Consider the following 25911-nt stretch of genomic DNA (forward strand, 5'->3'; position numbering starts at 1 on the left):
GCTGAGCTATGCGGCAGGATGCCTTCGCTTGCGCCGATCCAATAGACGCAAGGGAACTCCAGTCCCTTGGCACGGTGGATCGTCATGAGCCGAACGGCATCGCTGTCTTCCTCTCTGCGGAGCGATTCCATCTGGCGGTGACGCTCGGAAAGCTCGTCCGCAAAGCTGACGAATGCCTCCACCGTGTCGAACCGCTTGGCTGCCGTTTCCAGCTCCTCCAGACTTTCCTGCATCGTTTCCTTATAATGAGTCCACGCGCCTGTATCTCCGCTTTCCAAATATTTATCATAAAAGACGCGCCGCATTTCTTGGATGGCGTAGGCAGGTTTCATTGTAGTGAGACTGCGAATCAGGCGGATACGCTCTTTTACTTGTTCACGCTGAAAATCGCGTAACCGATCCCAGCGACTGAGATGAATCAGCGGATACTTTTTAGCCTGTTGCTTTTCCTCGCGCATAATCCATTCCATCCCTGCTTCGCGGGAGACATACAGCGGTCCAAGGGTGCTTGGAATAGATTCCATGCGCCGGGGGTTCAGCGACAGCCGCAGGTGGTCCATTAAAGGACGAATCAGGGTTTGGTCATAAAATACAGCCCCTGCTCCATATTGAATAAACGGTACATCCCGCATAATTAATTGTTCAAAAATAGATCGGCTTCCGCTGGCTGTTCGGTGCAAAATAGCGATATCCCGATAGCGAAGCTGACCCTCCTCCACCTGTCCGAGCAGATGGGTAACAATATGCGCCGCTTCTTCCTCAGGCCCCGATGGGGTAGCAAACTGCGGCGGCAATCCTTCATGTCCGGCAGCCGACAGGCGCTTGGAGCGTCGATGGACATTTTTGGCGACAATGTTGGAGCCCAGCCCCAAAATTCGCGCGTCGCTCCGATAATTAATATCGAGGGTGACCACCTTCGCATCCTTATAGACCTTGTCAAACTCCAAAATGGATTCCTGACGCGCCCCATTAAAGGTATAGATCGTCTGGTCATCATCACCGACGACCATCAGATTGCGGTGCCTCGCAGCCAATCGCTGCACCATTTCGTATTGCAGGGCATTCGTATCCTGAAACTCGTCGACCATGATGTGGGAAAAACGCCGCTGAAGCGGTTGAAGCACATCCGGGTCACGCAGCAGAACGGAGGCACGCAGCAGAATATCGTCAAAATCCATTTTATTGCGTTCCTGTTTCCACGCCTCATAAGCGAGCATGGCTCGTTTGGCATCCGCTTCTTCGCGTACGGTTTCGGGCAGCTCGTCCGCGCTGCGGCCCTCCGCTTTCCAGGCAGAGAGAGCAGCCAGCAGACTTTCCGGCTGGAAAGCCTCGCTGAGCCCAAGCTGACGCAGCATCATTTTCATAACGGTATGTTGGGCCTGCGTTTCACCGAACACCTCATCCTGGACGCCGTGATGGCGCAGCATCGCCAAAGCGAATGAGTGAAAGGTGCGTGCCTGAACAGCACGTGCAGCAGCAGGGCGCACACCGGGCAGTCCTGCGATGCGCAGCTTCATTTCGGCAGCCGCCTTGCTGGTGAAGGTCACCAGCAGGATGGACGATGCCGGGATATCCCGCATCGCCATCAGGTAGCCAGCACGGGCAGCCAGCACCGTCGTTTTACCACAGCCAGCCCCGGCCAGTGTCAAAAGGGGGCCCTTGCCGTGGCGAACAGCCTGAATTTGCGGGCGGTTCAGATGGATGCCCACGTCCTCCAAGGCACGAAAATAGGCTGAGTCCTGGTCGGTGTCGGGTACCAGTGTCGTACTGGTATCTATGGAAGCAGGGCGAGCTTGCGGGCTCGGTGTTGAATAAGCAACCCCGATAGGTCGAGGATAAAAAGTAGGATTTGGGTCCATGTTCCTGAAACCCCTTTCGATCATAAAATCTTCCATTTTCACAAATGGGGGTAGTTTTTGGTATGATAGAGTTCTAGTAGCTTTCGCTGACCAATAAGAATAAAGCGATGGGCTGCAATAATGCTGAAATTCATGCGGATCTTACAGAGTGTCAGCGCGTCATAGGATTGTCGCTGATGCGTGTAGCCTGCAAATAGGCGATATAACCGCATTCCATTATACAGGAGTTCGAGGTTTGCCAACAGAAAAAAACTTTGGGATATGCGGACGGTATGGGGAAAACCGGCTGGATATGGGGAGGAAATAACGATGAAGCTGATTCAACGTATCAAGGAAGGCGCTAATCGCGCTACAGAAAAGGCGCAGCATGCTGTCGAGATTAGTAAAATAAATTCGCAAATTACCGCAATTCAGCAGGAAATGGACGTTCATTTCTTGCGAATGGGTCAGATTTTTTATGAGGGCTACCGGGCATCTGATATGTCGGTGGCAGAAACGGAGATGACACAGCTATCCACCGCCTGTGATGAGCTTCAGGATGAAATTGACGAGCTGCGCAGCAGAATTGCACAATTGAAGAACGCTCATCTATGCACCTGTGGGGCCGTTGTACCGCTGGATGCGAATTTTTGCCCAAAATGCGGACGCAAGCTAAATGAAGAGCAGGCTGCTTCCAAGCAAGTGGCTTCTGTGCGTGAAGAAATACCGACAGACGTCTACTCTTTTGATCTGCGCAAGCCGGAGGCAGCCAAGGCTGCTCAGCCTGCTTATACGGAGTATACAGAGCAAGAAGTAGCTGAGCGGCATGAACAGGAGCAGGATGAGCTGCATGTAATGTTCGAACCAGCCGCATCAGCCGGATCAGACCGCAATTATATGTCTGATTTTACACCGGAGGAAAAAGCGGCATTCGACGAAGAGTGGGAGCGCCGTCGTCAGGAAGAGATTGAGCAAGAGCACCTCCGTCTTGAAGAGCTGGAACGAGAGCGTGAGCGTCAGGAGGAGCTGGACGAGCGTATTCGATATTGGAAGGCGAATAACTCCGGGGCAGAGAAGCCAGCTACGCAAATACGTGAAAATGTAAAATGCCAAATTTGCACAGCGGAGCTGCCTAAAGGCTCCAAGTGGTGTCCGCGTTGCGGAGCTGAACAGATTTGACGCAGCCGAACAGGCTGTCGCAGGACACAGACAGAACGCCGGGCAGCATAGGGGGAACAGAGCATATGGAGCGTTTGCTGCATCATTTGCGAAATCTGGGCTTTACGGAAATGGAAGCAAAGGTCATGGTGGAGCTGTCGAGGCAAAATGCAGCCTCCGGCTATGAGGTGGCTAAGCGTCTGGGCGCATCGCGCTCCAACGTATATGCAGCTTTGCAGCGTCTGGCCGGACAGGGATATCTCAGAACCAGCACGGGAGAGCCTGTGCGCTACAGCATGCTGCCGTCAGGCGAATTGACCCGAATGATCGAGGGGCAGATGCAGGAGTCTCTGCGTGCCGTGGAGAAGGAAATGCCGAGAGCAGAGCCAGTCAAGCCGACCTTTTACAACGCGGAAGGCGACCGCAATGTGCTGGAGAGCCTGACACGTGAGCTGGAACGGGCGGAGCATGAGATTGTACTCGATTTGTGGCGAGAAGAAGCTGAACTGTTGCGGGCTGAATTGGAAAAAGCTGAAAAACGGGGCGTGCGCCTGCTATGGTCCTGTAATAACGGCGACAGCGTGTTGGGACCGTGGCTACCGTTTGCGGCTGGCAAAAGTGGACAGGAACCGGCAGGACGCAAGTTTTCTTTTGTCGTTGATCGGCGCTGGTGCATGCTGGGGATGCGGGGAGAAAATTGCCTGACACAAGCACTCATTACCGAGCATCCGGTCATGACAGGCCTGCTGCTGAATCATTTTGCCCAGGATCTCATCTTGTATGAGCTGGAGCATGATATGGGCAGCGAGCTGTCGACCCGGTATGGCTGGCGGTATGAGGGCATTATCGGTAAATATATGCCAGCCGGAGAATAGTATAAGGATTACCGGGAAGGAAGTTCCATCAGAGCCCGGCATATAGATGTAATATAGCCCGCTTTATGAGGCACGAATTGATCGGATGTGATCAGGCGGCGAGTTTTTTCCGGATTCGGTCCTGAAGTTATGCCGTGGGCTTCCAAAAAAGGAATGCGCCCTTCAAAAAGGGCCAGTGCTTGCTCTAGGTCTGCTTCGTACAGTCCGGCTACTTCCTCCTGCTGGAGACGATAAGCCTCCAATGGCTGGTTCCACAGTAATCCAAACACCGAGCTTACCTCGCGGTCCCAAAAGGATATGCCCTGTGCGGTTCCCTTGCTATCATACCGAACAGTCATCAGCGGTGTTAATGAGGAAAAAGGGACGTGAATGCCCAACTCTTCCTCCAGTTCACGGGCTGCTTGAGATACATCCTCGCCTGCTGTTAAATGCCCGGCTGCTGTAATATCGTAGTATCCGGGGAAGGTGTCCTTCGAATCCTGACGCTGTTGGAAGAGCATCCGACGGCCTGTAAAGGTGTCTCGTGCCAGCCAGCAGTGAAAGGTATGGTGCCAATATCCTTTGGCATGTGCTTCTTGCCTTGAAGCAGTGCCAAGGGGCTTGTCTTCATCATCGTAGATATCCAGAAGCTCGCTAGTCATTGGGATTCCTCCTATAATCAGCTCAGATGTAAAAGGTCTATTTCACAGTATAACGTGTTTTCTGTTCTGAGGATATGTAGACAGCTGTGGAATGTGCAACGGCATTTGGGGTATGCTGGAAACATGGGATTTGCGCCATAAACTAGGTTTATGATCGAAAGGAGCGTTTTTACATGGAATGTATTGTACATTTTCGAGTCATGCATCCGGAGGAGCCCAAGGAGCTGCGCGGGCTGATTATGCTGGACAGCGGAGGCAAGCCAGGGATCGACCAAATCACAGATATGTTCAAAAATATGGGCTATGATGTGCGTCCGGATAACCCGGAGGAATTGATTTTCAAGCCAGTTGATGCCAGGGCAGACTATACATATATCCGGGTCATTGAGCTGGATACGGGTGAGGAAGTCTATCATGAAGACCGAAATTTACGTGCGATCCTGGAAAATCTGCTGAACAAGCATTAAGGATCAGGAGAGCTGTAGGATAAAATGAGATAAAGCGATCCTGCTGTAATTCATAGGAACGGAGTAAAGAATATGAGATTGTATATCATCCGTCATGCAGATCCGGATTACCCGAACAACACCATCACCCCGGAGGGGCATCTGGAAGCCCAGGCACTGGCCAAACGCCTGTCCAGTCACGGACTGGACCGCATTTATGCTTCGCCTATGGGGCGGGCTCTGGATACGATGCGCTACACGGCCGATGCTCTCGGTATGACTCATGAAGTGGAGCACTGGACACAGGAGTTGGCCCTGAAGCTGGAGGAAACTCCATACGGTCGTCTATCCCATTGGGATCTGCCCGGTGAAGTGATCCGCTCTGAGCTGCCTCTTCCAACGCATGACACATGGAAGGAGATTTCCTATTATCAGGGAACGCAAAGTCCCGAAGTCTTCGAGCAGCTAAAGCTTCATTCCGATGAATTTTTGAAGCGCCAAGGCTTTGAGCGAATCGGGGGCCGATACCGAATTCTCAAGCATACCGAGGATCGGGTGGCTGTATTCTGCCATGGCGGCTTCGGGTTAACCTGGCTTGCCCATCTGCTTGAGCTGCCTGTGGCTTTGGTCTGGTCCGGCTTTTGGATGCCGCCTAGCTCGGTAACTACGATCTTGTTTGATGAGCGCTCCAAGGAATGGGCTGTCCCGCGCTGTATTGGCTTCGGTGACGTCTCCCATTTGTATGCAGAGGGTTTGCCCGTCAGACCCCGGGGCATTATCACCAATTTTAATTAATCAGGCTTTCATCTGAATTGGCAAAAATAGCATGGCAAAACGGCTTAAGACAATGTTCGTCTTAAGCCGTTTTATTGTAAGAACTATGAGTTTGGACTATCCGGGGGTATTCGTTTCACCTGAAATCAGCTAGCGTGCTTCCACGTACCCTTCCAGCTTGGAGGTGCAATGTGCGCAACGGGTAGCAGCTACAGGAATTTCCGACAAGCAATGCGGGCATTCCTTGATCGTTTTTTCCTGAGGAGGTTTTTCTTCCTCCTTACGCTTGAGCATATTAATCCCTTTGACCAGCAGGAACACGCAGAAGGCCACGATCATGAAGTCCAGCAGGACGTTAAAAAATTGCCCGAACGCCATAACCGCAATGCCGGCTTCCTTGGCCTGTGCCAGAGTCATGCGAGTGTTATCTCCGTTATATGGATTCGCACCTATAGCATAATACAAATCAGCAAAATCAACGCCACCCAGCAGCTTGCCAATCGGAGGCATGATAATATCGTTTACTACAGAAGTAACAATCTTGCCAAACGCTCCACCGATGATAACACCGACCGCGAGGTCGATTACATTCCCCCGTACAGCGAATTCTTTAAACTCTTTAATAAAACCTTTTCCGCTCATATGAGTGCTCACCTTCTTTACTTAAAATCATTCATATATAATACATGCTATGTCAACGGAGGGCAATTCCAAATTGATTATTGCATTTTGTCACAAAATCACAGGTTCACTTGTCTTCTAGGTGTAAACCAATAATGGAGGCGATGATTGTGAGTTTAAGATTCAATTACAGAGCAGTGAGTCCAAGCACGTTTAAGGCGATGATAGAGATGGAAAAATATATTTCCGGTCGGTTTTCAGACAAGGTACTGTATGAGCTGCTGAAAATTAGAGTATCCCAAATCAATGGATGTTCCTATTGTCTGGACATGCATGCCAAGGATTTGCTCAAGCTGGGGGATTATGCTGACCACATTTTACAGCTTGCCCTGTGGCGTGAGGTTCCTTTGTTCACAGAAAAAGAACGTGCTATGCTTGAATTAGCTGAAGCGGTTACCCGTATCTCAGAACAAGGGGTGCCTACAGATCTGTATAATCGGGTCAGAGAGCATTTTACCGAGGAAGAATACGTGGATTTGATCACCGCAATTAATGTTATTAACAACTGGAACCGGATTGCCATAGCGACAGGGATGTATCCGGGCATTCTTTAATGGAACAGGGGGCCACGCTTTGACTGGCAAAGAACAAGGGATTGAACAGGAATCAGTGGATTTAAGCCTGGAGGAGCTGTATCAAAAATATCGCAAATATTCGTTTGCCATTGCTTATCGCATGCTTGGAACGGTTACGGATGCCGAGGACGTAGTTCAAGACTGCTTTGTCGAGCTGGATAATAAGCCCCTGAATGACATACAGAATCCCAAAGCCTATGTAGCCAAAATGACGATGAATCGGTGCCTGAATCTACTGAACTCTGCGCGTAAGCAAAGAGAGACGTATGTTGGGCAATGGCTGCCGGAGCCGCTTGGCGAAAGCGCAGATCTTCCTGCGGATTGGCTGGAGCGTAAGGATATGATTTCTTACGCTTTTCTCGTTCTGTTGGAGCAGCTAAAGCCGGTAGAACGTGCTGTCTTTGTGCTGAGGGAAGCTTTTCAATACGATTATAAAGATATTGCAGAATTACTGGGGAAGACGGAGAGTAACTGTCGTCAGCTGTTCAGTCGCTCTCGTCGTATTCTGTCTTCCGGGGAATCTGTCCTTCCCGTTCCGGCAAGTTACTCTAAAAATAATGCTTCCAGAATAAAGCTGCTGGAGCGCTTTACCTCCGCCTTTCTCGCCTACGATGTGACTGCCATGCTGGAGCTACTGGCTGAACAGCCCGCATTTGTGGCCGATGGTGGAGGCAACGTGCATACGGTGATGCGTCCGATGGTTGTACGCAAAGGCGTTCTCGCCCTGTTAACCTCTCGTCGGGTGCTGACCGCATTGCGGGAGAGAGAGCTAGTCCGCACTGTCATCAATGGCGAGATACAACTGGCATTTTTGAAAGAAGGTAAAGTAAAAGAAGTCTTATGTATCAGACTGACACCGGATGGGGAGCATATTCAGGATTTTTATTTAATGATCAATCCGGATAAACTGGGGCATATTCATGTAAAACAAGAAGAAGCTAATAAGGAATGAAAATAACCTCCCATCACATAGCTGCTTCAGGTGAGTATTTAGATGAATTCAGTTGTTGTGCAAGGCCACCAGAGCAGTCTGGTGGCCTTGCGTATTTTGCTTTGACATGGGTAAATTCAGGCATAAATCTCTGTCACAACTGCCGAGCCTGATGCAGAGCCAGATCGCCTACCCAAGGAAGCTTAAGCCATTTGCCTTGTCCCGCGCGGATTAACAGGATGATCCACAATGCAAGGCCTGCCAGCGTCAGCAGGGAAGCGAGTGGAGGGCCGAGTAGCGGAATGAGTCCCGCGAGCACATGCCCGATCATAAGGGCCGCAAACAAAAATATAGATTGCAGAGCGTGAAATAATACGAAGCGACTTTTCTTCTCCAGCATGACAAAGGCCAGTGCGCCAAGGAATGCAAACAGATAGCACAGGACGGCTGCTATATTTTCATCCATACCCGTGGAAGACTTGTAGACCGACATGTAAGGCAAATCCCCCTTTATAAGTTATTCATGCGCAGGCTCCGTACTATACAGGGTATGAGGACAGGAATGAAGGTTATGCCAACCCCGGCAAGAAAAGTTCAAGCTAAGCCACGTGTATAGAAATAGGGGTATCTCAAGCAAAACGCGAATTTACAACACTAAGGAATTTTTCATACATAAAAATCCAGTTTTCACCACACTAACGGTGTATCCGGCTTTGTTGCTATACCTGGTTCAACGGACGCTACGATTCCAATGTGGTGACTTCTCTCGGATCAAAGAAAAAGAAGCATCCAGACCAGGTCGTCTGCGATGCTTCATTGGCTTCCCGTTTTATGCGGAAACGGTCTTTCTTCTTACGAAACGTCTGTCTGCCAAATAAACGACGAATAGAGACAACAAGCCGACACCAATTGGTATGCCGAATGCTTCGTATGAAAAAGACGTTCCTTCAAGCTTAAGCTGGCTTGTGGCACGGTACTCGAGCCGCTTGGCGGCGAATTTTGCCGTCGAGATATCTTCCTGCTTCGCCAAATCTTCAAATGCAGGCTCCATCGCGAACCGCTCCGGCGCATCGCTGTGCAGGTAAAGCTGCTCAGCCTTTCCGCCGTTCTCGTTCCAGTTTCGGATATCGCCTGCAGCGCGCGTCTTAACGTCCGGCCCCACAAAAATCATTTTGTCGAGTTTCGGAGCATCCGCTATTTGATATCGGGCGATCAGATTCAGACCGTGCCGGGTAACGATTGGCTTGCGTTTGCTTGATATCGTCAATGTTGTCGTCGTACCGGAAGCCCCGTACGTGTCAAAAGCCGAGGACAACATCAGCTCGTCGGCCCCGTCATACAGCAGCACCCCATTCTTTTTCTTACTCCATTGAAATGCATTGTTCAAGACATAGGCGATATCGCTCAATCCGGCCGTGAAAGGCTCCATTTGCGGATGCTGAACAAAATCGTAGGAAGGGTAATTCATTTCCTTCGCTACTTTCTTCGCTGTCGGCTCTCCCATTTGGTTGGATATGACGTACAGTGTGGCATCGATCCCCGAAGTCAGGCCGGCTGAGGAGACCATATTGCCATCAGGCACGAAACGCTGATCCCTTTTCCAAGTAATATCGGTGTAGTTCTCTTCCAACCTGCCGATATCTCCCCAATGTGTTGCCGCAGATTTCCCGTTCAGTAGGCCTGTATCCGCCAAATTTTCCGCCCCATTACAGATGGACAACAAGGTCGTTTCCTTGCCGGAGTGCTTCCTTATCCAATCGCGGACAGGCCTGTATTTCGCCTCATCCAAAATCGGCATGAAAGGGATCACGATTATATCCGGACCTTTGCCCGTCAATTTGTCCAATTCGTCGAAAGTGTAATGCGGTGCGACATCAAGGCCGCCTGTCAACGATTTGATGTTTTTGTCGGGAGCTGCCGCAAACACATTGTACGAGCCCGTCATGGAGAACATTTCGTATGGTACGAGGAAATCGAACACCTCGGTCACTTCATTCGCCAAAATAACGGCCACTGTCGGCTTTTTCGAATCATAGGCAGGAGCTTGTATACTTTGTAAAGAAGTAGGAACCGGCTTATCGTAAACCGACATAGCCTCCTGCATCGTGCTCATGAAACCGATCGCTCCGGTTCCTCCCACAACCAGAATAAAAACGCACACATATACGATGAAACGCCATACTTTTTTCAATTACCTTCTCTCCCTTTTGATTTTTATAATTGATTATTAATCATTGCTTACTTTCTTAATTCAAGGGTAAAGGGGAGAAGGCAAATTAATAAACCGCCGGAAGGCTATATTTTTCCCCGACTAAGGTCTAGGTAAAGGACTTTTTTCTCGAACAGCAGCCGAATACTTCTTTTAAGGATACGGGATAAAAATTTCGTTGGAACTTATTTAAGCGGCAATAATAAAAGGTGGTCTGAATCTCCTTAACGTTGTAAATCTGCGTTTTGCTGGCGGTACCCCATGCCCATCAAGCTAAGAATAAAGAAAAAGGAACAGATGCTACCGTTCGTCACTTGATCCGAATCAATTGGCTTAGAACTGGATTTTGTAGCTGATTAGAGGCATCAAGTTGGCTACATAATCGTGCTAGGGGAGTCACAGCTACATGATCATTTAAAAAGACACATAAGGAAACCAAATCCTGCGCGGTATATTTGCTCTTTCGTTGGACGAAGCCAGCTTTTCTAGCGAGCTCCTCAAGTTGGGTAGGAGAAAAATGATGGTGAAGCTGTTGGGCTAGTAAATGCATTTCTTCGCTGATAGAAAGTGGAATAGAATTCATGGCAAACCATCCTTTCTATGGAAGTATGCTTGATATAGAAAGGATAGCTTATTTTTCCAGTTTGGGGTATAGATTCATCTTAGCTTGATGGGCATGTGGCAGTACCCCCAATACAAAAAAAGGGTGAACGAATAGGTTTCGCTCACCCTTTTTCAAGGTTATCCACATTTTTTACACAGGTTGTACGCAATTTATCCACTATTCCATAATGTTTATCCACAAAATAAACATGGTTTATGCACAGTTTGTGCACAAGTTGTAGACAACATGATTTTTATTCACATTTTACGAACAGCTTATCCACAAGATATTAACAAAACAGCCATATATCGTGCATACTTTTCATCTGTAGCGGTTTTATTGTTGTTTTTGAACTTGACGGCGTGGGTGTGTAATTTTCCCATCTTTTTGCTTGTCATCTTCTTTGGGAACAAGTCGTTCATCAGTACGCCCTTCATGATGATTATCAAAAGCGTATTCGGTCATTTTCCACTCGGAAGTTCCCAAAACAACATCCGCAGGAAAATGTTGACCTCTGTGCAAATGCTGCTCATGTCCATCCTCATCGACATAAATACCGTCCACTTCTACTTTTTCACCCGTTAGCGGGAGCAAATCTTTTCCTTTGTGTTCCATTGGTATCCCCTCCGTCTGGCTTATTCTCCGTTAAGTTGTCCGGATGGAGGTGCTTTTATCCACAAGTTGATGCAAAATATCCTTGGCAATCTGGTCTGCGGGATGGGGCTTGCGAAGCAACTCAATCGACTGCTTCATCTCCGCAGCGAGGGAAGGAGTAGAGACCAGATTGATACAATGCTGGATCAGCTCCTCTGTGGTGCGAGCAATGAGGGCAGCTCCTTTTTGCTCCAGATACAGAGCGTTATTCAACTCCTGACCAGGCACGGGCTTGAACACAAGAATGGGCAAATCGGATGCGATGCTCTCCGAGAGTGTGATGCCGCCGGGCTTCGTAATTACCACATGGCTTGCACGCATGAGTGCAGGAACATAGTCCACGAATCCATAGGTGTAGATATCGGGATGGCCCGCATACAGCGCATCCAGTTCTGCCTTCAATTGCTGGTTGCGCCCGCAGACGATCAATAGTCTCAGCTGTGGCAGCTGGCTTAATCGCTGGCAGATGTCCAGTATGCCGGATAATACACCATAGGCTCCTGCCATAATGAGCAGCGTTGTAGTCCCTGAGATTGGCTGCGGGATGGTATGCTGCGGTTTTGCTGCTTCTTCCACAGACATAGACATAGGATAAAATGAAGCATGAATCGGAATACCCGTAGCGACAATGCGCTCGATAGGTATTCCCCGCTGCGCCGCCTCCTGCTGGATATCCTCTGTGGCGACATAGTAGCGGTCAATATCGGGATGCAGCCAACGCCCATGCAGGTCAAAATCCGTAACCACGTTGGCAATCGGCAGCTTCATTCCCAATTTGCGACGCAACACCGGAAGAGCCAGCTGCGGGAACGTATGTATGACGAGGTCGGGTTTTTCTTTGTCGAGTGTAAGCGCCAGTTGTCGCATTCCAAAGGAATGCAGCACGCTGCCAAAGGCTGATTTGGCCTGCATCCCCCGTGTGATGTTGTAGACCCAGCCGTAAAGCTGAGGAATGGTTTTGAAGCTTTGCATATATACAAATTTGGTCAGATTATTTAACCAGGGATGGGATTCAGCCATTAAGTCGAGTAGTTGTACCTCACAGCTTCCGATTCTCTGCAAGCTATCCATGATTGCCCGGGCGGCCTGTACGTGGCCCTCCCCGTAGCTTGCATATAAAATTAATATTTTTGGTGCTGCGGCTTCCATGATGTTTAGCCCCCTATTATTCAATAAAGCATAAAGCTCATTTCAGGAACGTTCCAGGTTGAGGGAGGATACGCCTGGAAAAATGTATCGCTCCAGTAGTGAGCGCGGGTTTTTCCAACGGCTAACCTTGCTGTCCGCTGTAAAAACCATGACTGCATCGGCTTTAGGCACAAGACAAATTTGCTTTCCTCCATGTCCTTGCGGATATGCAGTAGTCGATGCCGTTGCTGCGATGAAAACGGCGGATAAAAGCCTCGCCAAGCTTTTTGCCTGTCTGCCAGTACAGGCCGGACGTCATCGTCAGCAGATGGCGAATCATAATCCGCTCCAGCAGTGGGCCCTCCCGACGGGGCAAATAATCAGGCAACAGCTTATGCACAGCCGTTTCCGGCCCGGGCATATCGCCACGTGCCACCGCGATACCGATGAGCGTGGAGGTGAAGCTTTTGGTCGCGGATCGCAGATCATTCAGAGCACTTGCTTCGTGCCCGTTGTAATAGCGTTCCCAGATCAGCTTGCCGCGGCGCATCCTTTTCCCTCCTTGTTATGTTTATTTATTTTACCCCAAACACATACACTCCAAAAGCCGATAAATAAGGTATGCCTCTGTGAACCAGCCAGATAGTTACTCCAAATAACATGAAGCGTAAAAGATAGGTAAAATCAATGTAAATTTGCTGGAAAGCTGAAAGCTGTATCTGAATATGTTATAATGGGGTAGTGATTCAGCCAAACGAAGATCGGTTAATAATAGTGTCAGGTACATGCCTTGCCTAAGGCGTTCCCGACCTAAGCTGCATTAGACATACTACTTCACTGCATAAGGACATCTATACTTTTCGGCATTCTCTTCAACGGAGCACTTATTTTCAATGTTTTGGGAGGGAGTTACATGGCAACGAAAGGTCACAATGAAGTAAAGGAAAGTCTGCGGGAAATGACTCGAATTTTCCGGCCTAAGGATCCCAAAAAATTTGTAAAGGAATATGTGCGAAAATACCGGATTACAGGAGGGTATGAGGAAGAGTTGACCATGGTGGTGGAAAACGAACTCGGTCGCATGAATTCTTCAGTATCTTAAAGGGTACGTTTACCCGCTAAACTAGAAATACGCCTTTTATAAACCGTCAATCCACAGAGGAGACGGTTTTTTTGTGTTCAGCTTGCATACAATGGGATAGGTTTAGTGAAATTGTATGTACAAAAGGAGGCGAATTCCAATGGAGGTGGCGATACGAACACCGGAGGAAATCGGTTATATGAGAGAAGCCGGACGTATTTTGGCTGATTGCCATCGTGCGCTGGAGAGTCGTACTCTTTCGGGAATCACAACGCTCGAAATTGATGCGTGGGTAGAGCAATTTTTGAGCAAGCGCGGAGCCACGCCAGAGCAAAAGGGCTATAAGGGCTTTCCTTATGCAACCTGTGCTTCGGTCAACGAGGTTGTATGTCATGGCTTTCCTTCGGAACGAGTGCTGCATGATGGGGATATTGTGACCATTGATATTGTGGTCAACAAGGACGGCTGGTTGGCCGACCGGGGATGGACCTATGCAGTAGGTAACGTTAGTCGTCCGGTCGCGAGGCTGTTACGGCAAACCCATAAGGCGTTGATGCGCGGAATCGAGGTTGCCCGCCCGGGGAAGACGTTGGGGGATATTGGGCACGCAGTGGAAAAAGCGGCAGGCTGGAGGCGCTTCGGCATCGTCAAGCCTTTGATCGGGCATGGTATTGGCCGTCAGATGCATGAGCCTCCGGAAGTTCTTCATTATGGTCGTCCCGGAAAGGGATTGCCGCTGCGTGAAGGAATGGTTATTACCATCGAGCCGGTATTTACCCTTGGAACCGAAGGAGCCGTGCTATGGGGCGATGACGGGTGGACCATCAGCACGGCCGACGGCAGCTGGGGCGCACAATACGAGCATACGATTGCGATCACGAAGAACGGCCCATACATTTTGACCTCGTAAAGGATACGTGTGCCTTAGGGAGTCCAATGTGCTTGGTCTTTGCACAAGACTCTCTAGGTGAATTTTTTCTCAGGAAACGGCCCATGCCCTCGATGCTTGTTAATGATAAGTCTCTGATATATGTTACGGACAGCAATCAATATGCATAGTAAAGTAGGAACTTGAAATACATTCTTGGCAGGTTCGATCAATACCGGGGATACGCCGAATACATACTGAAAGACCAGACTGCCTACAGGTGTGTGAAGAATGTTCTGAACGCGCGAGCACGGAATTAACGATAGCATGCGTTAGTGCGGCAATCAAAGACGAAATGCCAAGCTGAACATAAAATAAAACGATTTTATTCAAGTCGAATCTTCCAATAAAAACTGAGTCTATGAGATTCGGCTGGTCGATAGAATAGAAAGCTTAATATTGGAAATAGGAGTGGAACCAAATGATGATCAGGAAAGCGACGATAACAGATGCCGCGGACATCGCCAAGGTGCATGTGGATTGCTGGAGAACGACGTACAAAAATATAATGCCTGACGAGGTTCTGGAACAGCTTTGCTATGAGCAAAGAACAGAGCTGTGGGAAGCGAATCTTTGCAGTGAAGATGGTCATCTGGTATATGTCGCGGAAAATGAAATGGGGGAAATTATCGGATTCGTAAGCGGAGGTCCGGAAAAGTCAGGTGAATATCCCCCATATGGGGGAGAAATAACGGCTATTTATGTTTTAAAAGAATACCATAATTTAGGATTTGGGAAGGAGCTATTTATGCATCTATTGCAGCATTTCAATAGTATGCATATTCACTCCGTGATCGTGTGGGTGTTAGCGGATAATCCAGCGTGTACTTTTTATGAAAGGCTGGGGGCCAGGCTTGTAGTAGAACACCATCTTATTCATATAGGTGGCAAAAACCTGAACATGGTAGCTTATGGCTGGGGACTACTCGGATAAAATTCGCTTTTGTCCTTCCAGGGCACGGATAGGCGCGATATTTTGCGTGAATTCCAGTGTTCCCAGATAGCGGCCTTCAGCATCACGGATGGCAAAATAGCGGATATATACAAACTTGTCCTTGATCGGTATCCAAAAATCCTCAGCATCCTTGCGACCGGCCTTAAAATCCTCCAGCAGCTTCTCCACGACATGTACGCTTTGCGGCGGGTGGCAATTTTGTACGGTACGACCGATAACAGCCTTTGTACGGGCGAAGATCCGTTCTTTGCCATGGGAGAAATAGCGAACTACATCATTTTCATCTATAAAGGTCAGATCAACAGGGAGATGATTCAGCAGCAGCTCCAGTTGTTGCACGGATACAATTCCCGTTTCGAATCGCACGAAGCCTTGCGGCGTTCCAGATTCACCTTCCTTTTGCTCAAGGGCTTCTACAGGCTCCTCTGCCCATTCGGGTATCCATTCCCGTTCGGGAGCGGTCAGGCAGAAGCCGATTTCCGCACTTTCCCGAGCTATTTTCAGCCATTCATCTTCGGTTAGCTTGCTAAGCGCCATCGGCAGCAAAATATTTTCTTCCTTGAATATCATTTCGTTGACTTCGCTTATGATATGGGCAAGCTTCTTACCGATCAGCTCACGATCTCCGTTATATTGGGTGAGCAGATTCTTTGCCTCCTTGATGGCGTCACGAATGCCGTCATCCACTCCCCACATGACTTTGGTTGGGCCGAATATTCCATAGCGTTCCAAATACGGAAAGACCAGATTTTCTTTGCGGCTGTAGTGCTTGTCGAGATCCAGCAGCAGACTTAAATCCTCCAGCAGCTTGTAGATAATCTTGGGGCTGTCCTCTTTTTGAAATTGGTCTGCGTGCAGTGCCAGCTTGAAGTTGACCAGCCGTTCAATCTCGCGGTTTTCCAGCTTGAATGTATGAACGGGATGCCCTGGCTGTTCCTCCGGTCCTGAAGGACGGTGAATATCCTCGATTGAGCCCTTGAATATCGACGTATGCACGGAACAGAGACGCTGAACTTCTGACACGGGGATTCCCTCCTCGGTCATCAATGCATGCTCCATGGCTGAAATTTCAGCCACGCTGACTCCGCCCACTGCCTCTGCGAAGCGCGCTTTGACCTCCTCCGCGCTTTTCCCTTCATGTAATTCTTTTATAATTTCTTTCAGGATTTGTTGACGTTCTGTTAATTCCTGTGCTGTATGCTCACGGTTGTTAATTAGCTCGCTCATGACCTTTAGCTCCTTATTTTTGAATGGTAAAACCATGCTGCAGTATCTTATCCATTGGCTCATCTCTTTAGTGAGAACCCTTATCAGTTACAGGGTAGCATAGGTTATGGTCGAGCCTTTGTGATTGTACGCACAATTTAATTTTTTGCGTTGACAGGTGTGCTTTTCAGTTTATATACTGTGTATAAAGATATATACAGCAATAACACTGATTACTGTGATGGTTCTCAGTACTTATGAAGAGGCTGAGGCAGTCATTACAGACAGTGCAGAAGGGATCAGGATGAGAAAATGGAAATCATGAAGCAGGCATGGACAATTACCCGTCAGGATTTACGCAATAATCCATATGCACTCTTGTGGACGTTACTTTTTATTATGTATCTGGGTTTTACATTCAGTTTTGTTGTTAGTATGCAGCTAGGTAAGAGTGGTGCTTTAAATCCGGCAGCCGATTTCGTCATGCTGGTGCTGATTCCGATTCTTGGATACATTTATAACCGTCGTACATTTAAATATTTGCAGGAAGACTCCTATACACATATGCTGGCTTTTCTCCGCATATTGCCCATCCCGGTGAGTGCAGTCATTATGAGTCGAATTCAACAGGCGGTTTTAGCGTTTATCGTGAATGGGGTAGTATTTTTTACTATTCTGTTCACGGTATCAGGTACGCTGCGGGTATATGCTGGCACAGGATTTATTCTATCGTTTGCCCTTACCTGGATAGGGTTCGGAATGCTTGTTCACGCTATTTATATGTATTTGGAGTTTCTTAAAAAAGGGAAGGCGTATTTCTGGCTATCCTTGGCCATTATGCTGATTTGCGGAATAGTTGCGATTGTAGTTCGTATATATGGTGCGAATCTGGTATCCATAACGGCATTTTATAGTAAGGAATGGCAGCTATTGTCCCCCGTAATGTGGGGAGCGCTGGCGGCAGGGGTTATTGGTATGCTTGTGTCCTATCAAATCACACTACGCAAGCTTATCAAGCGTGATCTGGCATAGCGGTATGTGGAAGAGAGTATAGAGAGGGGAGAGAAGTAGGTGAATATACCGGTGCACATTGATGAGAATAGCGCTGAACCGCTGTATGCGCAGATTGAAAAGCAGCTTCGTTCTCTCATCGTAACCGGACAGATTGCAGCGGGAACGCTGCTTCCCTCCATTCGGGAGTTTGCGGGGGCACTTCGTTGCAGTGTGATCACCGTCCGGCGGGTCTATCAGGATTTGGAGAACGAAGGCTTGCTTCGTACCCGCCAGGGAACGGGAACCTTCGTCGCTCTGGTCGAGGAAGATATGCGTTCAGGCTACCGACTCAAAGCGGTGACCGAGGCACTGGACACAGCGATTGCTACAGGCATTGCTGTACAGATGACAGAACAGGAATTGTTGGAGCTTTTCGCAGAAATGGTGAAGAAAAGGTATGAAGTCCAAGCGAAGGAGTGACGCCCGTGAAGACCCATGTAAATAACCATGTGGAAATGCTGGTGGGAACACCAGAGGAAGTACAGGTGAAAGCACCGATTATTGAGATAAACCAGGTCTACAAAACCCGGGGGAATCGGGTGATTGGACCGATTAATTTGACCATTGAGCCGGGATACGTGGTCGCTTTGGCCGGACATAACGGTTCAGGAAAGAGCACATTGATTCAATTGCTGACCCAGCTTGTTCACCCGGATTCCGGTGAAATTCGCTGGTTCGGTCAAGTGTACCCGGAAGGTATGTCTGTAGATACGCGGCAATGGATCGGATATGTGCCGGAGCAGCCGGCCCGCGAGGAAGATCATCTCACGGCGGAAGCTGCAGCCGCTTTTCGAGCGATGTGGTATCCCGGCTGGGATGAAGCACGCTTTCAGCGTATGATGGAACGTTTTCAGGTTCCACAGCATACCAAATTATCGCGTATGTCCAAGGGAGAGCGTCGCAAGTTTGAGCTGGCTGCTGCCTTGGCTCCTCATCCCCGTTTGTTGCTGCTGGATGAGCCTTCGTCGGGTCTGGACCCTTTTGCATGGAAGATTATACTGGAGGAACTGCGGGATTGTATGGAAAACGGCAAAACGACGATCATGATCGCCACTCATATCATAGATGAAATCAAACGCTTGGCTGATTATATTGTCCTGATGCATGAAGGCAGGCTGCTCGGTAAGCTGGAAAAGGACCATCTGCTCGAAAATTGCAAGGAAATGTGGTTTGAGGGCACGCCGGAGGAAGCATCGGAGCTTCCGGGGGTTATAGAGACAGAGAGCGAAGGCCGATTGCAACGAATTGTAACGATGGCGGCGATAGAGGTTAGCGCCATATTGGAGCAAGCAGGTATTCGTCCCATCCGTGTGCGGCGTTTGGAGCTGGATGATATTTTAATACATTGGGTTGCGGGGCAACTATCGGGTTATGAAGGAACTTTCGCACAGAAGAAAGGGGCGGAGCATTCATGAGTATGCTGCAATTGGAAGAGGTCGTGAAGCAATACGGAGACCATACAGCAGTAAACGGAATTTCACTGAGTGTAAACGGGGGAGAGATCTACGGATTGCTGGGAGGCAATGGAGCAGGCAAAACAACAACCATGCGAATGGTGCTCGGCCTGATTTACCCTGACGGGGGGAGCATTCGATACGAGGGCAAGCCATATAACAAAGATCTTCAGCGGACGATGGGCTATTTACCCGAAGAGCGTGGACTATACCCCAAAGTGAAGGTGAGCGAGCAAATTAACTATTTGGGCAGGCTGCGTGGCATGTCGGCCAAGGAGGCGGACAAAAGCCTGCGTTACTGGTTGGAGCGTTTTGGCGTACCGGAATATTACGATAAGCGAATTGAAGAGCTATCCAAAGGGAACCAGCAGAAAATGGGCTTTATTGCAGCCGTCGTGCATCGCCCCACGTTGCTTATATTGGATGAGGCCTTCAGCGGGCTTGATCCTGTGAATGTCGAGCTGCTGAAGGATACGGTGAAGGAGTTGCGGGACGCTGGAGCTGCGATTTTATTCTCGACCCACCGCATGGAGCATGTGGAAGAGCTGTGCCGCCATATTACCATTTTGCATCGTTCCAATACAGTTGTGCAAGGAAGTGTGCAGGAAATCAAAAACCGCTACCCGCGTGAAAAAGTTCGTCTCATCACCACAGGCGCAGTGAACGGACTGGAGCAATTGCCTGGTGTGCGTCGTGTGGAGCCTATGGACCGCGGGTGGCTGCTGCATATTGAGCACTCGGATGCGGCAAAGTTGATTTTACAAACGGCCCTGGAGCAAGAGGATGTGGAGCACTTTGAGATCAAAGAGCCTACACTAAACGAAATTTTCATACGAGAGGTGGGTGATTCTCATGAATAGATTAGGTACAGTCATCGGTTTTACGTTTCGTCAGAAGGCGAAAAACAAATCTGTTATCATTACGACGCTGGTATTGGCCTTGCTCATTACCCTCGGCATGAACCTGCCTTATATAATTTCCTTGTTTAAGGGAGAAGCGGCTGGTGGTGCAGGAGGTTCCGGGAAAACAGCAGCCGAGCATCTTCGTCTGGCACTGATTGCCGGCAACCGAACAGAGATTGCGGATCAATTGGAGAAATTCACCAAGGAGCAGTCTAATCCGGCAGCCACTTGGGTGCGTTATGATAACGTACAGGCTCCGGCCATGCAGCAAGCCTTGAAGGACGGGAAGCTGCAAGGCTATGTAGAGCTCAAGGAGCCTGCCGCCACGGGAGAAGCGTTTCCCCGAGTGGAGTACGTATCTGTAGAGAAAGAACCCTCCCCGGCGGTTATCACTTTGCTGCAAACAGGACTACAGACAGCAAAGGTTCAAGCCATCATTGGCGGCAATGCGTTGACCAGTGATCAAGTTCGTGAAATTAGCATGCCAGTAGCTGTGGAGAGCAGGGCAGTGGATAGTTCATCTGAGGTGGGGAGTGCTGTGGGGACAAAGGATAAAGCGACCTCTATGATTAACTATGGTTTGGTCTACGTACTGATGATTTTGTTCTTCACCTCGTCGATGATGACGGGCAATATGATTGCTTCAGAGGTGACTTCGGAAAAAAGCTCGCGCATTATGGAGATTCTGATCACGAGTGTATCGCCGTTGACCCAGATGTTCGGAAAAATTATCGGCATCTTTCTGGTCGGCCTGTTGCAAATTGTTGTTTTTGCAGCCGTTGTGTGTACCAACCTTATGCTGCCGCATAACGGTGCTATCCTCAGCTCAGCTGGGCTGGACTTGTCGCAATTGAACACTGCGGTGCTCAGTTATGGTTTGATTTTTTACATTCTGGGGTACTTTCTGTACGCGGTATTATTCGCGGCTGTCGGCTCTATCGTTAGCCGTACGGAGGAGCTGGGGCAGGCGATCATGCCGATTACCATGTTATCACTGGCGGCCTTTTATATCGGTATCTTTAATATAGCTGCACCTGACACGATGTTCATCAAGGTCGCCGGATACATTCCGTTTTTTTCCCCGACCGTCATGCTGCTGCGCATTGGTTTGGAACGGGCGAGCCTGCTGGAAATATGGCTGTCACTTGCCATTCTGGTCGCCTCCATCCTGTTCTTCGGCTGGCTGGCTGCCAAGATTTATCGTACGGGTGTCTTGATGTATGGCAAACGACCTACTTTCAAAGAGCTAAGAAAAGCTATGAAGGCTTATAAAATTTAGATTTTTTCACAGCTTCTTGTGAGTAACCATTATAGTTGAGACAAATGTAATTAATAAATGAGATTTTTTGCAATACATGTTTGAGACAGAGCGAGGACCTTGATTCGTCAGAAATACTGATGAATCAAGGTTTTTCTACTTTATATGATGATGAAATAATAAATAATGATGCTTCGAAAGGAGGATTTGCTAAATAGAAATTACTTCAATTATAATTAAGATAAAACGTTGGGTAACTAATTGTCCAGTGACATTAAAGTTGTGAAGTGGCTTTTATGACTTTTTCGCTATTGCAAATGTAACATTTACTCATGATTAAAGATTACCTACAAGAAAATATGGTACCTTAACTCAAACAGTCCCGATGAAAGGTTTCTACATCGGGACTGTTTGTATTTCTATAGATAAGTAGGTGGAACAATGAAGACAATAGGCGAAAAATTAAAGGGTATTCGGAAAATAAATAAGCTCAATCAAATTGAATTCTCACAGATTATTGGTATATCGCAAGGAACATTGAGTGAATTAGAAAAAGATAAATATAAGCCGTCATTAAGCTAACGGGCAGGATACTTGAACAAAATTATAGAATTAAAGATATAAACTACGGATATGCTTTTTTCTTGAGCCCTCTCATATGATGAGAGTAATTCAGTATTCAAGGAGATGATCTTGATGAACAAGAACATAGGGATGACGGATATTTTGGTAAGGTTCGACGAGATTTCGAAGCATTATGTTCGGGAGCTGGACAAGTATAGTCTGGCGGAACTGTGTCGCAAGCCAAGCGAGAACGAATGGTCGCTTGGGCAAATGTACTTGCATCTGCCCCATTCCACGCTGAACTTGCAGCTCCGTCTTGCGGAGCAGTGCATGGCGCTCGGTGACGGCAGCGAGGAGGGCGGCGGGAAGACGGAGGCCGGCCATGCCGTGTTTGAGCAAGGGAGCTTCCCACCGGTTCGCATTCAGGTACCGGCCGACTTGCAATATACGCCTCCTCAGCCAGAGAGCAAAGAGCAGCTTGTCGCAAAGCTGGAGGAAGCAAGGCGCCGCATGCATGAGATTGGGGCGGCGCTTCAGAGCATAGTCCCAGAGCGGCTGCAGCGAAAGGCAACTCATCCGGCCGTAGCCTTCGGCGCGTTAAACGCGGTCGAATGGTTCACGATGGTGGAGATGCATTACCGTCATCATCTTCTTCAAAAGGAGCGGCTGGACGCTTTCTTACAAACTGCAGAGTTATTAGGCTAACGGGAAACGATAACTCAATGTTACCAAGAAAGCAGCTGATCAATGTGATCGGCTGCTTTTATTCAACTAACGGGCAGGTTAGTTTCAATATGTTGTAGTATGTTGGTGTATAGCTACATTTATATCTGTATCCATTCTTAGGAGGTTCTCAAGAATGCCTTATCCGATGGTTCATTTTGCTATAGCTTTAGAACTTTGCTCGCGTACTCCATCTTCTAGTTTCTTAATAGGGAGTATTGCTCCAGATGCTGTCCATGTAAGGGGGAATGTGACAAGAAATGAAAAGGGTAATACACATTTTGTTTGTGAAGATAGATTTCCTAGTATTGAAGTACTTAAGGAAAGATGTCAGTATTATTTAAACCTAAACGATGAGGCTAGCTGGAAAGATTACGTACTGGGGTATTTTGCTCATATCTATGCGGACATAAGATGGACGGAAACAGTTTATTCGAATTTTGAACGTGAGTACCGAGGAGAAAAAGATAAAATAAGAAAAATTTATGATATAGAGTCAAATCAGGTAGAATTTAATTTAATTAGGAGAGAAGAATGGGCAGAAGATATTCTCAACAAGCTCTATGTAGGAAGTGCCTATAGTATTGAACCGTTATTAACTCAAATTGAAGTAAGCCAATACCGAGATATAAAGCTACAGTGGTTACGCAATAAGGACAATGAACCCCAGATAACTCCAATTTATTTAAAAGAAGATATGGTTAAGAGTTTTGTTACAAAGACATCGCATGAGCTTACCGACTTATATAAAGAATGGGGAATCGAGTCTCTCGAAGCTAAGAAATTTTGAGCTAACGGAGAACGTTAGTTGAAAAACAGAGGCAGTTTATTTATCAAGTCTTGGTTGGTCGCTGTTTTTGATATGGGATTCAGTCTAAAACTTATTTTTTAAAAACTGATGATTCTTCAATTCAAAAATCAGTTCGGAGGATTTACGGCTTGTGATCGAGTACGTGGAGCTGCCCTTTTTGTTGACGATACTGGAGCTGAATAACAGAAGTACGGTTGGCAGAATATTTAGGAGTCGATCTAGGCGAGATTCAAAGGTACTGACGTTACGGAGCGATGCAAATCGCTCTTTTTGTCGTACCCAAGTCTAAAAAATTACAAAAACCACATTAAAATATATTTTTTTTACAAAGAAGTAATCTTCGCTCTTTTAACGGTTGTTAAATAGAATTTGATAACTCCCTCCCTTATGTACACGTATATGGACATAAGGAGGTAAATTTCGTTGGGAGCCATTGAGCATTATAGACGCGAACTTTATAGAATTGCTTGGCGGATGCAGTATCGGGAAAAACGTGATCGTAAACGTGAAGTTTCTATGGAATGCAGTCCTGACCTTTTCCAACCCTCTTTTGCGGAAGAATCTGATAATAAGGTGATGTTACAATCGTATATTAATAAATTAGTGTGTGAAGCAAGCAAAAAAGTCATCTATGAAATTTACATAAACGACAAAACAGAAGCCCAGGTTGCCAGAGAACTCAAAATCACTCAACAGGCGGTGAACAAATGGAAGAAGAAAGCTCTTCGCGAATTATGTCAGATGATGAGTTTATGAAGCTAGTAAAACTTGCCCAAACCAAATCCGATGTAGAGGCCATGAATACAATTTTTCAGTATTTCGATCAAGATATTAAACGATTAAGCAAACTTTTACGTATGCCAAAAGAGGATGCTATTCAAAGTATGAAAACCCAACCTCTTGAACTAATCATGAAAAAAAATAAGAAACCCTTTATAGAAAAGCTGTTTCTGGAACTCTATCGGAAGCAGCTTATTTAGCTTTTTGCTTTGATACTTCTCAGTATAGGCTAAACAATTCGAAAGGCATTCTCTTTATCAGAAAAAAATTCATGGTTCAGTTGTGTAGTTACACTTCCCAACTCCTATATAAGTGTAGGGGATAATCGAGCAAAGCACATGAATCTGAAAAAGAAAAATTTATGTCTTCGCAGTTTCCACGATTTGGTTGTAATTTACAGCCTTGAATCACCTACATAAGTGAAGAGGATTGAAGACTGATATCAAAAGAATGTGGAGCCATTTGGATGTCAGCGACTCCATCAATTCACTTCTAAAAAATTCGGGAGGTAATAAAATATGGCACAAGTTCATTCTCAACACACACCTATCTTTCAAAACAACAATTAAAGGATATGATTGATGAATATACTGGAGAATCCTCTACCTCATTGGCGTTCGCAATTGAATCATTTGGTCTGGGTCTTTGCGCTCAAGCCCTTAAAACAAAAATCCCACCTGTAATTGTAGCATGGATAATGGGAATTACCACAGTTGTATCTGCTGCAATCCTTCTTGACAATGTAAGAACCTATACTGAAAGACAGAATTTTGTAGGTTTGTTGAAAAATCTTGTTGATAATCCTAGACAGTTCACCCGCTTCAAAGTAATATCGACAATCTGGATGGAATGGCATGAAGGGCCGACAATGGGATACTACACTTACTATACGACAGTCTCCTATGATGTAGCCTAAGCAGTAAAACATAAAGAAAGGGGCGGATCAATTCCACCCTTTTTTTATGATTTCTTTAAATGTTACGCCGCTGTAAATGAGGAAGGTTAATTCCTCCATTAGGATAAAAAACAATTTATGCCACCATGTTTCCTGTGACATGAAGATAAATATGATAACTCCGAATGAAATTATAACCATAATCACTTCTACAAGTGTATCAGTTATAACACTAGTCCTATGAGAATTTTGATATTTTTCGTACATCTTTCGACCAATCAAACGAATGGCGCATGAACCCATCAACCAATCATAAATAAAATGGGGTGGATGATATACAATCCGCCAAGTTAAGAAAAATAAAAATATTACACAAATAAGAAAAATGGGATTCTGTAGCTTCTTTAGCATCGCTTTCTCCCCTCACTGTATTCACAATTATTATACAGTATGGTTTTGAAAATTTCATAAAATAAACATACTTCGCAGAAGAAGGTAATTTATCGAGAAAAAAGGGTGTTTCTGGAGCAATCCAGGAGCGCCCTTTTTTTATGAGCCGGTTGTAACCTAAAGGCTGGTTTGAACCAGCCTGGATACCTGTAACAAGCGCTGCTTCCGGATCGGTGAGCAAGAGAGCAGACAGGATAAGAGAAGGGGAATCAGGCTCATGCTACTCTTGACGCTCTACGTTCCTGTCAGTTGTTTCACGCAACCCACGGAGCGTAAAGGCTTTGAAAGTGGATCAAAGAAGATGGAAGTTTGAATACGATGCCAAACGCAATGTGTA

General features: G+C 47.2%; 30 protein-coding genes. 20 read left to right on the plus strand and 10 right to left on the minus strand.

What is annotated here, in order from left to right; all coding sequences use genetic code 11:
* Positions 1-1859: ATP-dependent helicase (locus L693_RS0101555; protein ID WP_025715757.1), on the minus strand; the 1859-nt coding region annotated here is incomplete at its 3' end.
* 309 nt (positions 1860-2168) lie between these two features.
* Here L693_RS0101555 and L693_RS0101560 point away from each other — a divergent pair.
* Positions 2169-3017, plus strand: coding sequence for a zinc ribbon domain-containing protein (locus L693_RS0101560; RefSeq protein WP_025715758.1), 849 nt, complete (start codon positions 2169-2171; stop codon positions 3015-3017).
* A 65-nt stretch (positions 3018-3082) separates the two neighbouring features.
* Entirely contained in the window at positions 3083-3871 is a 789-nt protein-coding gene (locus tag L693_RS0101565; RefSeq protein WP_025715759.1) for a TrmB family transcriptional regulator, read from the plus strand.
* Positions 3872-3879: 8 nt separating this feature from the next.
* Here the strand turns inward: L693_RS0101565 and L693_RS0101570 are convergent, their stop codons facing one another.
* Entirely contained in the window at positions 3880-4512 is a 633-nt protein-coding gene (locus L693_RS0101570) for an NUDIX hydrolase (RefSeq protein ID WP_025715760.1), read from the minus strand.
* Positions 4513-4685: 173 nt separating this feature from the next.
* Here L693_RS0101570 and L693_RS0101575 point away from each other — a divergent pair, with 173 nt between their 5' ends.
* Positions 4686-4979: a hypothetical protein gene (locus L693_RS0101575; protein WP_025715761.1), complete on the plus strand. Its 294-nt coding sequence runs from the start codon at positions 4686-4688 to the stop codon at positions 4977-4979.
* Between the two features lie 72 nt (positions 4980-5051).
* Positions 5052-5753 (plus strand): histidine phosphatase family protein, encoded by a 702-nt coding sequence (locus tag L693_RS0101580; protein WP_025715762.1) that lies wholly within the window; start codon positions 5052-5054, stop codon positions 5751-5753.
* A 129-nt stretch (positions 5754-5882) separates the two neighbouring features.
* Here the strand turns inward: L693_RS0101580 and mscL are convergent, their stop codons facing one another.
* The gene (gene mscL, locus L693_RS0101585) at positions 5883-6374 is read right to left on the minus strand and encodes a large conductance mechanosensitive channel protein MscL (RefSeq protein ID WP_025715763.1); all 492 of its coding nucleotides are present in this window, start codon (positions 6372-6374) and stop codon (positions 5883-5885) included.
* Positions 6375-6523: 149 nt separating this feature from the next.
* Between mscL and L693_RS0101590 the strand changes: the two genes are divergently transcribed.
* Together L693_RS0101590 and L693_RS0101595 are read left to right on the plus strand one after the other, a co-directional pair.
* A complete protein-coding gene (locus L693_RS0101590; protein ID WP_025715764.1) occupies positions 6524-6967 on the plus strand; it encodes a carboxymuconolactone decarboxylase family protein in 444 nt (147 codons plus the stop codon).
* A gap of 19 nt (positions 6968-6986) precedes the next feature.
* Entirely contained in the window at positions 6987-7940 is a 954-nt protein-coding gene (locus tag L693_RS0101595; protein WP_025715765.1) for a sigma-70 family RNA polymerase sigma factor, read from the plus strand.
* A 133-nt stretch (positions 7941-8073) separates the two neighbouring features.
* Here L693_RS0101595 and L693_RS0101600 read toward each other — a convergent pair whose 3' ends face one another.
* The 6 genes from L693_RS0101600 to L693_RS0101630 all read right to left on the minus strand — a co-directional run bounded on the left by L693_RS0101600 (position 8074) and on the right by L693_RS0101630 (position 13064).
* Positions 8074-8412, minus strand: a complete 339-nt coding sequence (locus L693_RS0101600; protein WP_025715766.1) for a DUF4870 domain-containing protein — start codon at positions 8410-8412, stop codon at positions 8074-8076.
* 336 nt (positions 8413-8748) lie between these two features.
* Positions 8749-10110: a DJ-1/PfpI family protein gene (locus tag L693_RS0101605; protein WP_025715767.1), complete on the minus strand. Its 1362-nt coding sequence runs from the start codon at positions 10108-10110 to the stop codon at positions 8749-8751.
* Between the two features lie 328 nt (positions 10111-10438).
* A complete protein-coding gene (locus L693_RS0101610; protein ID WP_025715768.1) occupies positions 10439-10711 on the minus strand; it encodes a hypothetical protein in 273 nt (90 codons plus the stop codon).
* Between the two features lie 357 nt (positions 10712-11068).
* Positions 11069-11347, minus strand: coding sequence for a hypothetical protein (locus L693_RS0101615; RefSeq protein WP_025715769.1), 279 nt, complete (start codon positions 11345-11347; stop codon positions 11069-11071).
* Positions 11348-11377: 30 nt separating this feature from the next.
* Positions 11378-12535, minus strand: a complete 1158-nt coding sequence (locus L693_RS0101620) for an MGDG synthase family glycosyltransferase (RefSeq protein WP_025715770.1) — start codon at positions 12533-12535, stop codon at positions 11378-11380.
* A 163-nt stretch (positions 12536-12698) separates the two neighbouring features.
* Positions 12699-13064, minus strand: a complete 366-nt coding sequence (locus tag L693_RS0101630) for a serine hydrolase (protein WP_025715771.1) — start codon at positions 13062-13064, stop codon at positions 12699-12701.
* Positions 13065-13427: 363 nt separating this feature from the next.
* Here L693_RS0101630 and L693_RS0101635 point away from each other — a divergent pair, with 363 nt between their 5' ends.
* From L693_RS0101635 to L693_RS0101645, 3 genes are all read left to right on the plus strand, one after another.
* Positions 13428-13616 (plus strand): hypothetical protein, encoded by a 189-nt coding sequence (locus tag L693_RS0101635; RefSeq protein ID WP_014279599.1) that lies wholly within the window; start codon positions 13428-13430, stop codon positions 13614-13616.
* A 139-nt stretch (positions 13617-13755) separates the two neighbouring features.
* Positions 13756-14505, plus strand: a complete 750-nt coding sequence (map, locus tag L693_RS0101640; RefSeq protein ID WP_025715772.1) for a type I methionyl aminopeptidase — start codon at positions 13756-13758, stop codon at positions 14503-14505.
* A gap of 439 nt (positions 14506-14944) precedes the next feature.
* On the plus strand, positions 14945-15457 hold the full coding sequence (locus L693_RS0101645) for a GNAT family N-acetyltransferase (RefSeq protein WP_025715773.1): 513 nt from the start codon (positions 14945-14947) through the stop codon (positions 15455-15457).
* On the opposite strand, the gene L693_RS0101650 is transcribed toward L693_RS0101645, so the two are convergent.
* Entirely contained in the window at positions 15446-16705 is a 1260-nt protein-coding gene (locus tag L693_RS0101650; RefSeq protein ID WP_025715774.1) for a DUF438 domain-containing protein, read from the minus strand. The two genes, L693_RS0101645 and L693_RS0101650, sit on opposite strands and share 12 nt — an antisense overlap.
* 291 nt (positions 16706-16996) lie before the next feature.
* Between L693_RS0101650 and L693_RS0101655 the strand changes: the two genes are divergently transcribed.
* The 11 genes from L693_RS0101655 (at position 16997) to L693_RS0101705 (ending at position 25145) form a co-directional block, all read left to right on the plus strand.
* The gene (locus L693_RS0101655; RefSeq protein ID WP_025715775.1) at positions 16997-17716 is read left to right on the plus strand and encodes a hypothetical protein; all 720 of its coding nucleotides are present in this window, start codon (positions 16997-16999) and stop codon (positions 17714-17716) included.
* Between the two features lie 39 nt (positions 17717-17755).
* Entirely contained in the window at positions 17756-18157 is a 402-nt protein-coding gene (locus L693_RS0101660; protein ID WP_025715776.1) for a GntR family transcriptional regulator, read from the plus strand.
* A 35-nt stretch (positions 18158-18192) separates the two neighbouring features.
* Positions 18193-19152: an ABC transporter ATP-binding protein gene (locus tag L693_RS0101665; RefSeq protein ID WP_049825022.1), complete on the plus strand. Its 960-nt coding sequence runs from the start codon at positions 18193-18195 to the stop codon at positions 19150-19152.
* A complete protein-coding gene (locus L693_RS0101670; RefSeq protein WP_025715778.1) occupies positions 19149-20051 on the plus strand; it encodes an ABC transporter ATP-binding protein in 903 nt (300 codons plus the stop codon). Before L693_RS0101665 ends, L693_RS0101670 begins: the two co-directional genes overlap by 4 nt.
* Positions 20044-21372, plus strand: a complete 1329-nt coding sequence (locus L693_RS0101675; RefSeq protein WP_025715779.1) for an ABC transporter permease — start codon at positions 20044-20046, stop codon at positions 21370-21372. The genes L693_RS0101670 and L693_RS0101675 overlap by 8 nt, the downstream gene beginning before the upstream one ends.
* Before the next feature lie 420 nt (positions 21373-21792).
* Positions 21793-21933 (plus strand): helix-turn-helix domain-containing protein, encoded by a 141-nt coding sequence (locus L693_RS28720; RefSeq protein WP_225999805.1) that lies wholly within the window; start codon positions 21793-21795, stop codon positions 21931-21933.
* 114 nt (positions 21934-22047) lie between these two features.
* Entirely contained in the window at positions 22048-22620 is a 573-nt protein-coding gene (locus L693_RS0101685) for a DinB family protein (protein ID WP_025715780.1), read from the plus strand.
* Positions 22621-22774: 154 nt separating this feature from the next.
* On the plus strand, positions 22775-23428 hold the full coding sequence (locus L693_RS0101690; protein ID WP_025715781.1) for a zinc dependent phospholipase C family protein: 654 nt from the start codon (positions 22775-22777) through the stop codon (positions 23426-23428).
* A 444-nt stretch (positions 23429-23872) separates the two neighbouring features.
* A complete protein-coding gene (locus L693_RS0101695; protein WP_025715782.1) occupies positions 23873-24205 on the plus strand; it encodes a hypothetical protein in 333 nt (110 codons plus the stop codon).
* Entirely contained in the window at positions 24157-24429 is a 273-nt protein-coding gene (locus L693_RS0101700; protein WP_231503496.1) for a hypothetical protein, read from the plus strand. Before L693_RS0101695 ends, L693_RS0101700 begins: the two co-directional genes overlap by 49 nt.
* A 374-nt stretch (positions 24430-24803) precedes the next feature.
* Positions 24804-25145, plus strand: coding sequence for a hypothetical protein (locus tag L693_RS0101705; RefSeq protein ID WP_231503497.1), 342 nt, complete (start codon positions 24804-24806; stop codon positions 25143-25145).
* The last annotated feature ends 766 nt before the right edge of the window (positions 25146-25911 follow it).

This window comes from Paenibacillus sp. 1-18 (assembly GCF_000520755.1).
GTDB classification, from domain to species: Bacteria; Bacillota; Bacilli; order Paenibacillales; family Paenibacillaceae; genus Paenibacillus; species Paenibacillus brasilensis.

Bases quoted from the DNA above. Each gene is read 5' to 3' on its own strand.
- L693_RS0101560 (WP_025715758.1), top strand. From the start codon at position 2,169: ATGAAGCTGATTCAACGTATCAAGGAAGGCGCTAATCGCGCTACAGAA.
- L693_RS0101565 (WP_025715759.1), top strand. From the start codon at position 3,083: ATGGAGCGTTTGCTGCATCATTTGCGAAATCTGGGCTTTACGGAAATG.
- L693_RS0101570 (WP_025715760.1), bottom strand. From the start codon at position 4,512: ATGACTAGCGAGCTTCTGGATATCTACGATGATGAAGACAAGCCCCTT.
- L693_RS0101575 (WP_025715761.1), top strand. From the start codon at position 4,686: ATGGAATGTATTGTACATTTTCGAGTCATGCATCCGGAGGAGCCCAAG.
- L693_RS0101580 (WP_025715762.1), top strand. From the start codon at position 5,052: ATGAGATTGTATATCATCCGTCATGCAGATCCGGATTACCCGAACAAC.
- mscL (WP_025715763.1), bottom strand. From the start codon at position 6,374: ATGAGCGGAAAAGGTTTTATTAAAGAGTTTAAAGAATTCGCTGTACGG.
- L693_RS0101600 (WP_025715766.1), bottom strand. From the start codon at position 8,412: ATGTCGGTCTACAAGTCTTCCACGGGTATGGATGAAAATATAGCAGCC.
- L693_RS0101610 (WP_025715768.1), bottom strand. From the start codon at position 10,711: ATGAATTCTATTCCACTTTCTATCAGCGAAGAAATGCATTTACTAGCC.
- L693_RS0101615 (WP_025715769.1), bottom strand. From the start codon at position 11,347: ATGGAACACAAAGGAAAAGATTTGCTCCCGCTAACGGGTGAAAAAGTA.
- L693_RS0101620 (WP_025715770.1), bottom strand. From the start codon at position 12,535: ATGGAAGCCGCAGCACCAAAAATATTAATTTTATATGCAAGCTACGGG.
- L693_RS0101630 (WP_025715771.1), bottom strand. From the start codon at position 13,064: ATGCGCCGCGGCAAGCTGATCTGGGAACGCTATTACAACGGGCACGAA.
- L693_RS0101635 (WP_014279599.1), top strand. From the start codon at position 13,428: ATGGCAACGAAAGGTCACAATGAAGTAAAGGAAAGTCTGCGGGAAATG.
- map (WP_025715772.1), top strand. From the start codon at position 13,756: ATGGAGGTGGCGATACGAACACCGGAGGAAATCGGTTATATGAGAGAA.
- L693_RS0101645 (WP_025715773.1), top strand. From the start codon at position 14,945: ATGATGATCAGGAAAGCGACGATAACAGATGCCGCGGACATCGCCAAG.
- L693_RS0101650 (WP_025715774.1), bottom strand. From the start codon at position 16,705: ATGAGCGAGCTAATTAACAACCGTGAGCATACAGCACAGGAATTAACA.
- L693_RS0101655 (WP_025715775.1), top strand. From the start codon at position 16,997: ATGGAAATCATGAAGCAGGCATGGACAATTACCCGTCAGGATTTACGC.
- L693_RS0101665 (WP_049825022.1), top strand. From the start codon at position 18,193: ATGCTGGTGGGAACACCAGAGGAAGTACAGGTGAAAGCACCGATTATT.
- L693_RS0101670 (WP_025715778.1), top strand. From the start codon at position 19,149: ATGAGTATGCTGCAATTGGAAGAGGTCGTGAAGCAATACGGAGACCAT.
- L693_RS0101675 (WP_025715779.1), top strand. From the start codon at position 20,044: ATGAATAGATTAGGTACAGTCATCGGTTTTACGTTTCGTCAGAAGGCG.
- L693_RS28720 (WP_225999805.1), top strand. From the start codon at position 21,793: ATGAAGACAATAGGCGAAAAATTAAAGGGTATTCGGAAAATAAATAAG.
- L693_RS0101685 (WP_025715780.1), top strand. From the start codon at position 22,048: ATGAACAAGAACATAGGGATGACGGATATTTTGGTAAGGTTCGACGAG.
- L693_RS0101690 (WP_025715781.1), top strand. From the start codon at position 22,775: ATGCCTTATCCGATGGTTCATTTTGCTATAGCTTTAGAACTTTGCTCG.
- L693_RS0101700 (WP_231503496.1), top strand. From the start codon at position 24,157: ATGGAAGAAGAAAGCTCTTCGCGAATTATGTCAGATGATGAGTTTATG.
- L693_RS0101705 (WP_231503497.1), top strand. From the start codon at position 24,804: ATGATTGATGAATATACTGGAGAATCCTCTACCTCATTGGCGTTCGCA.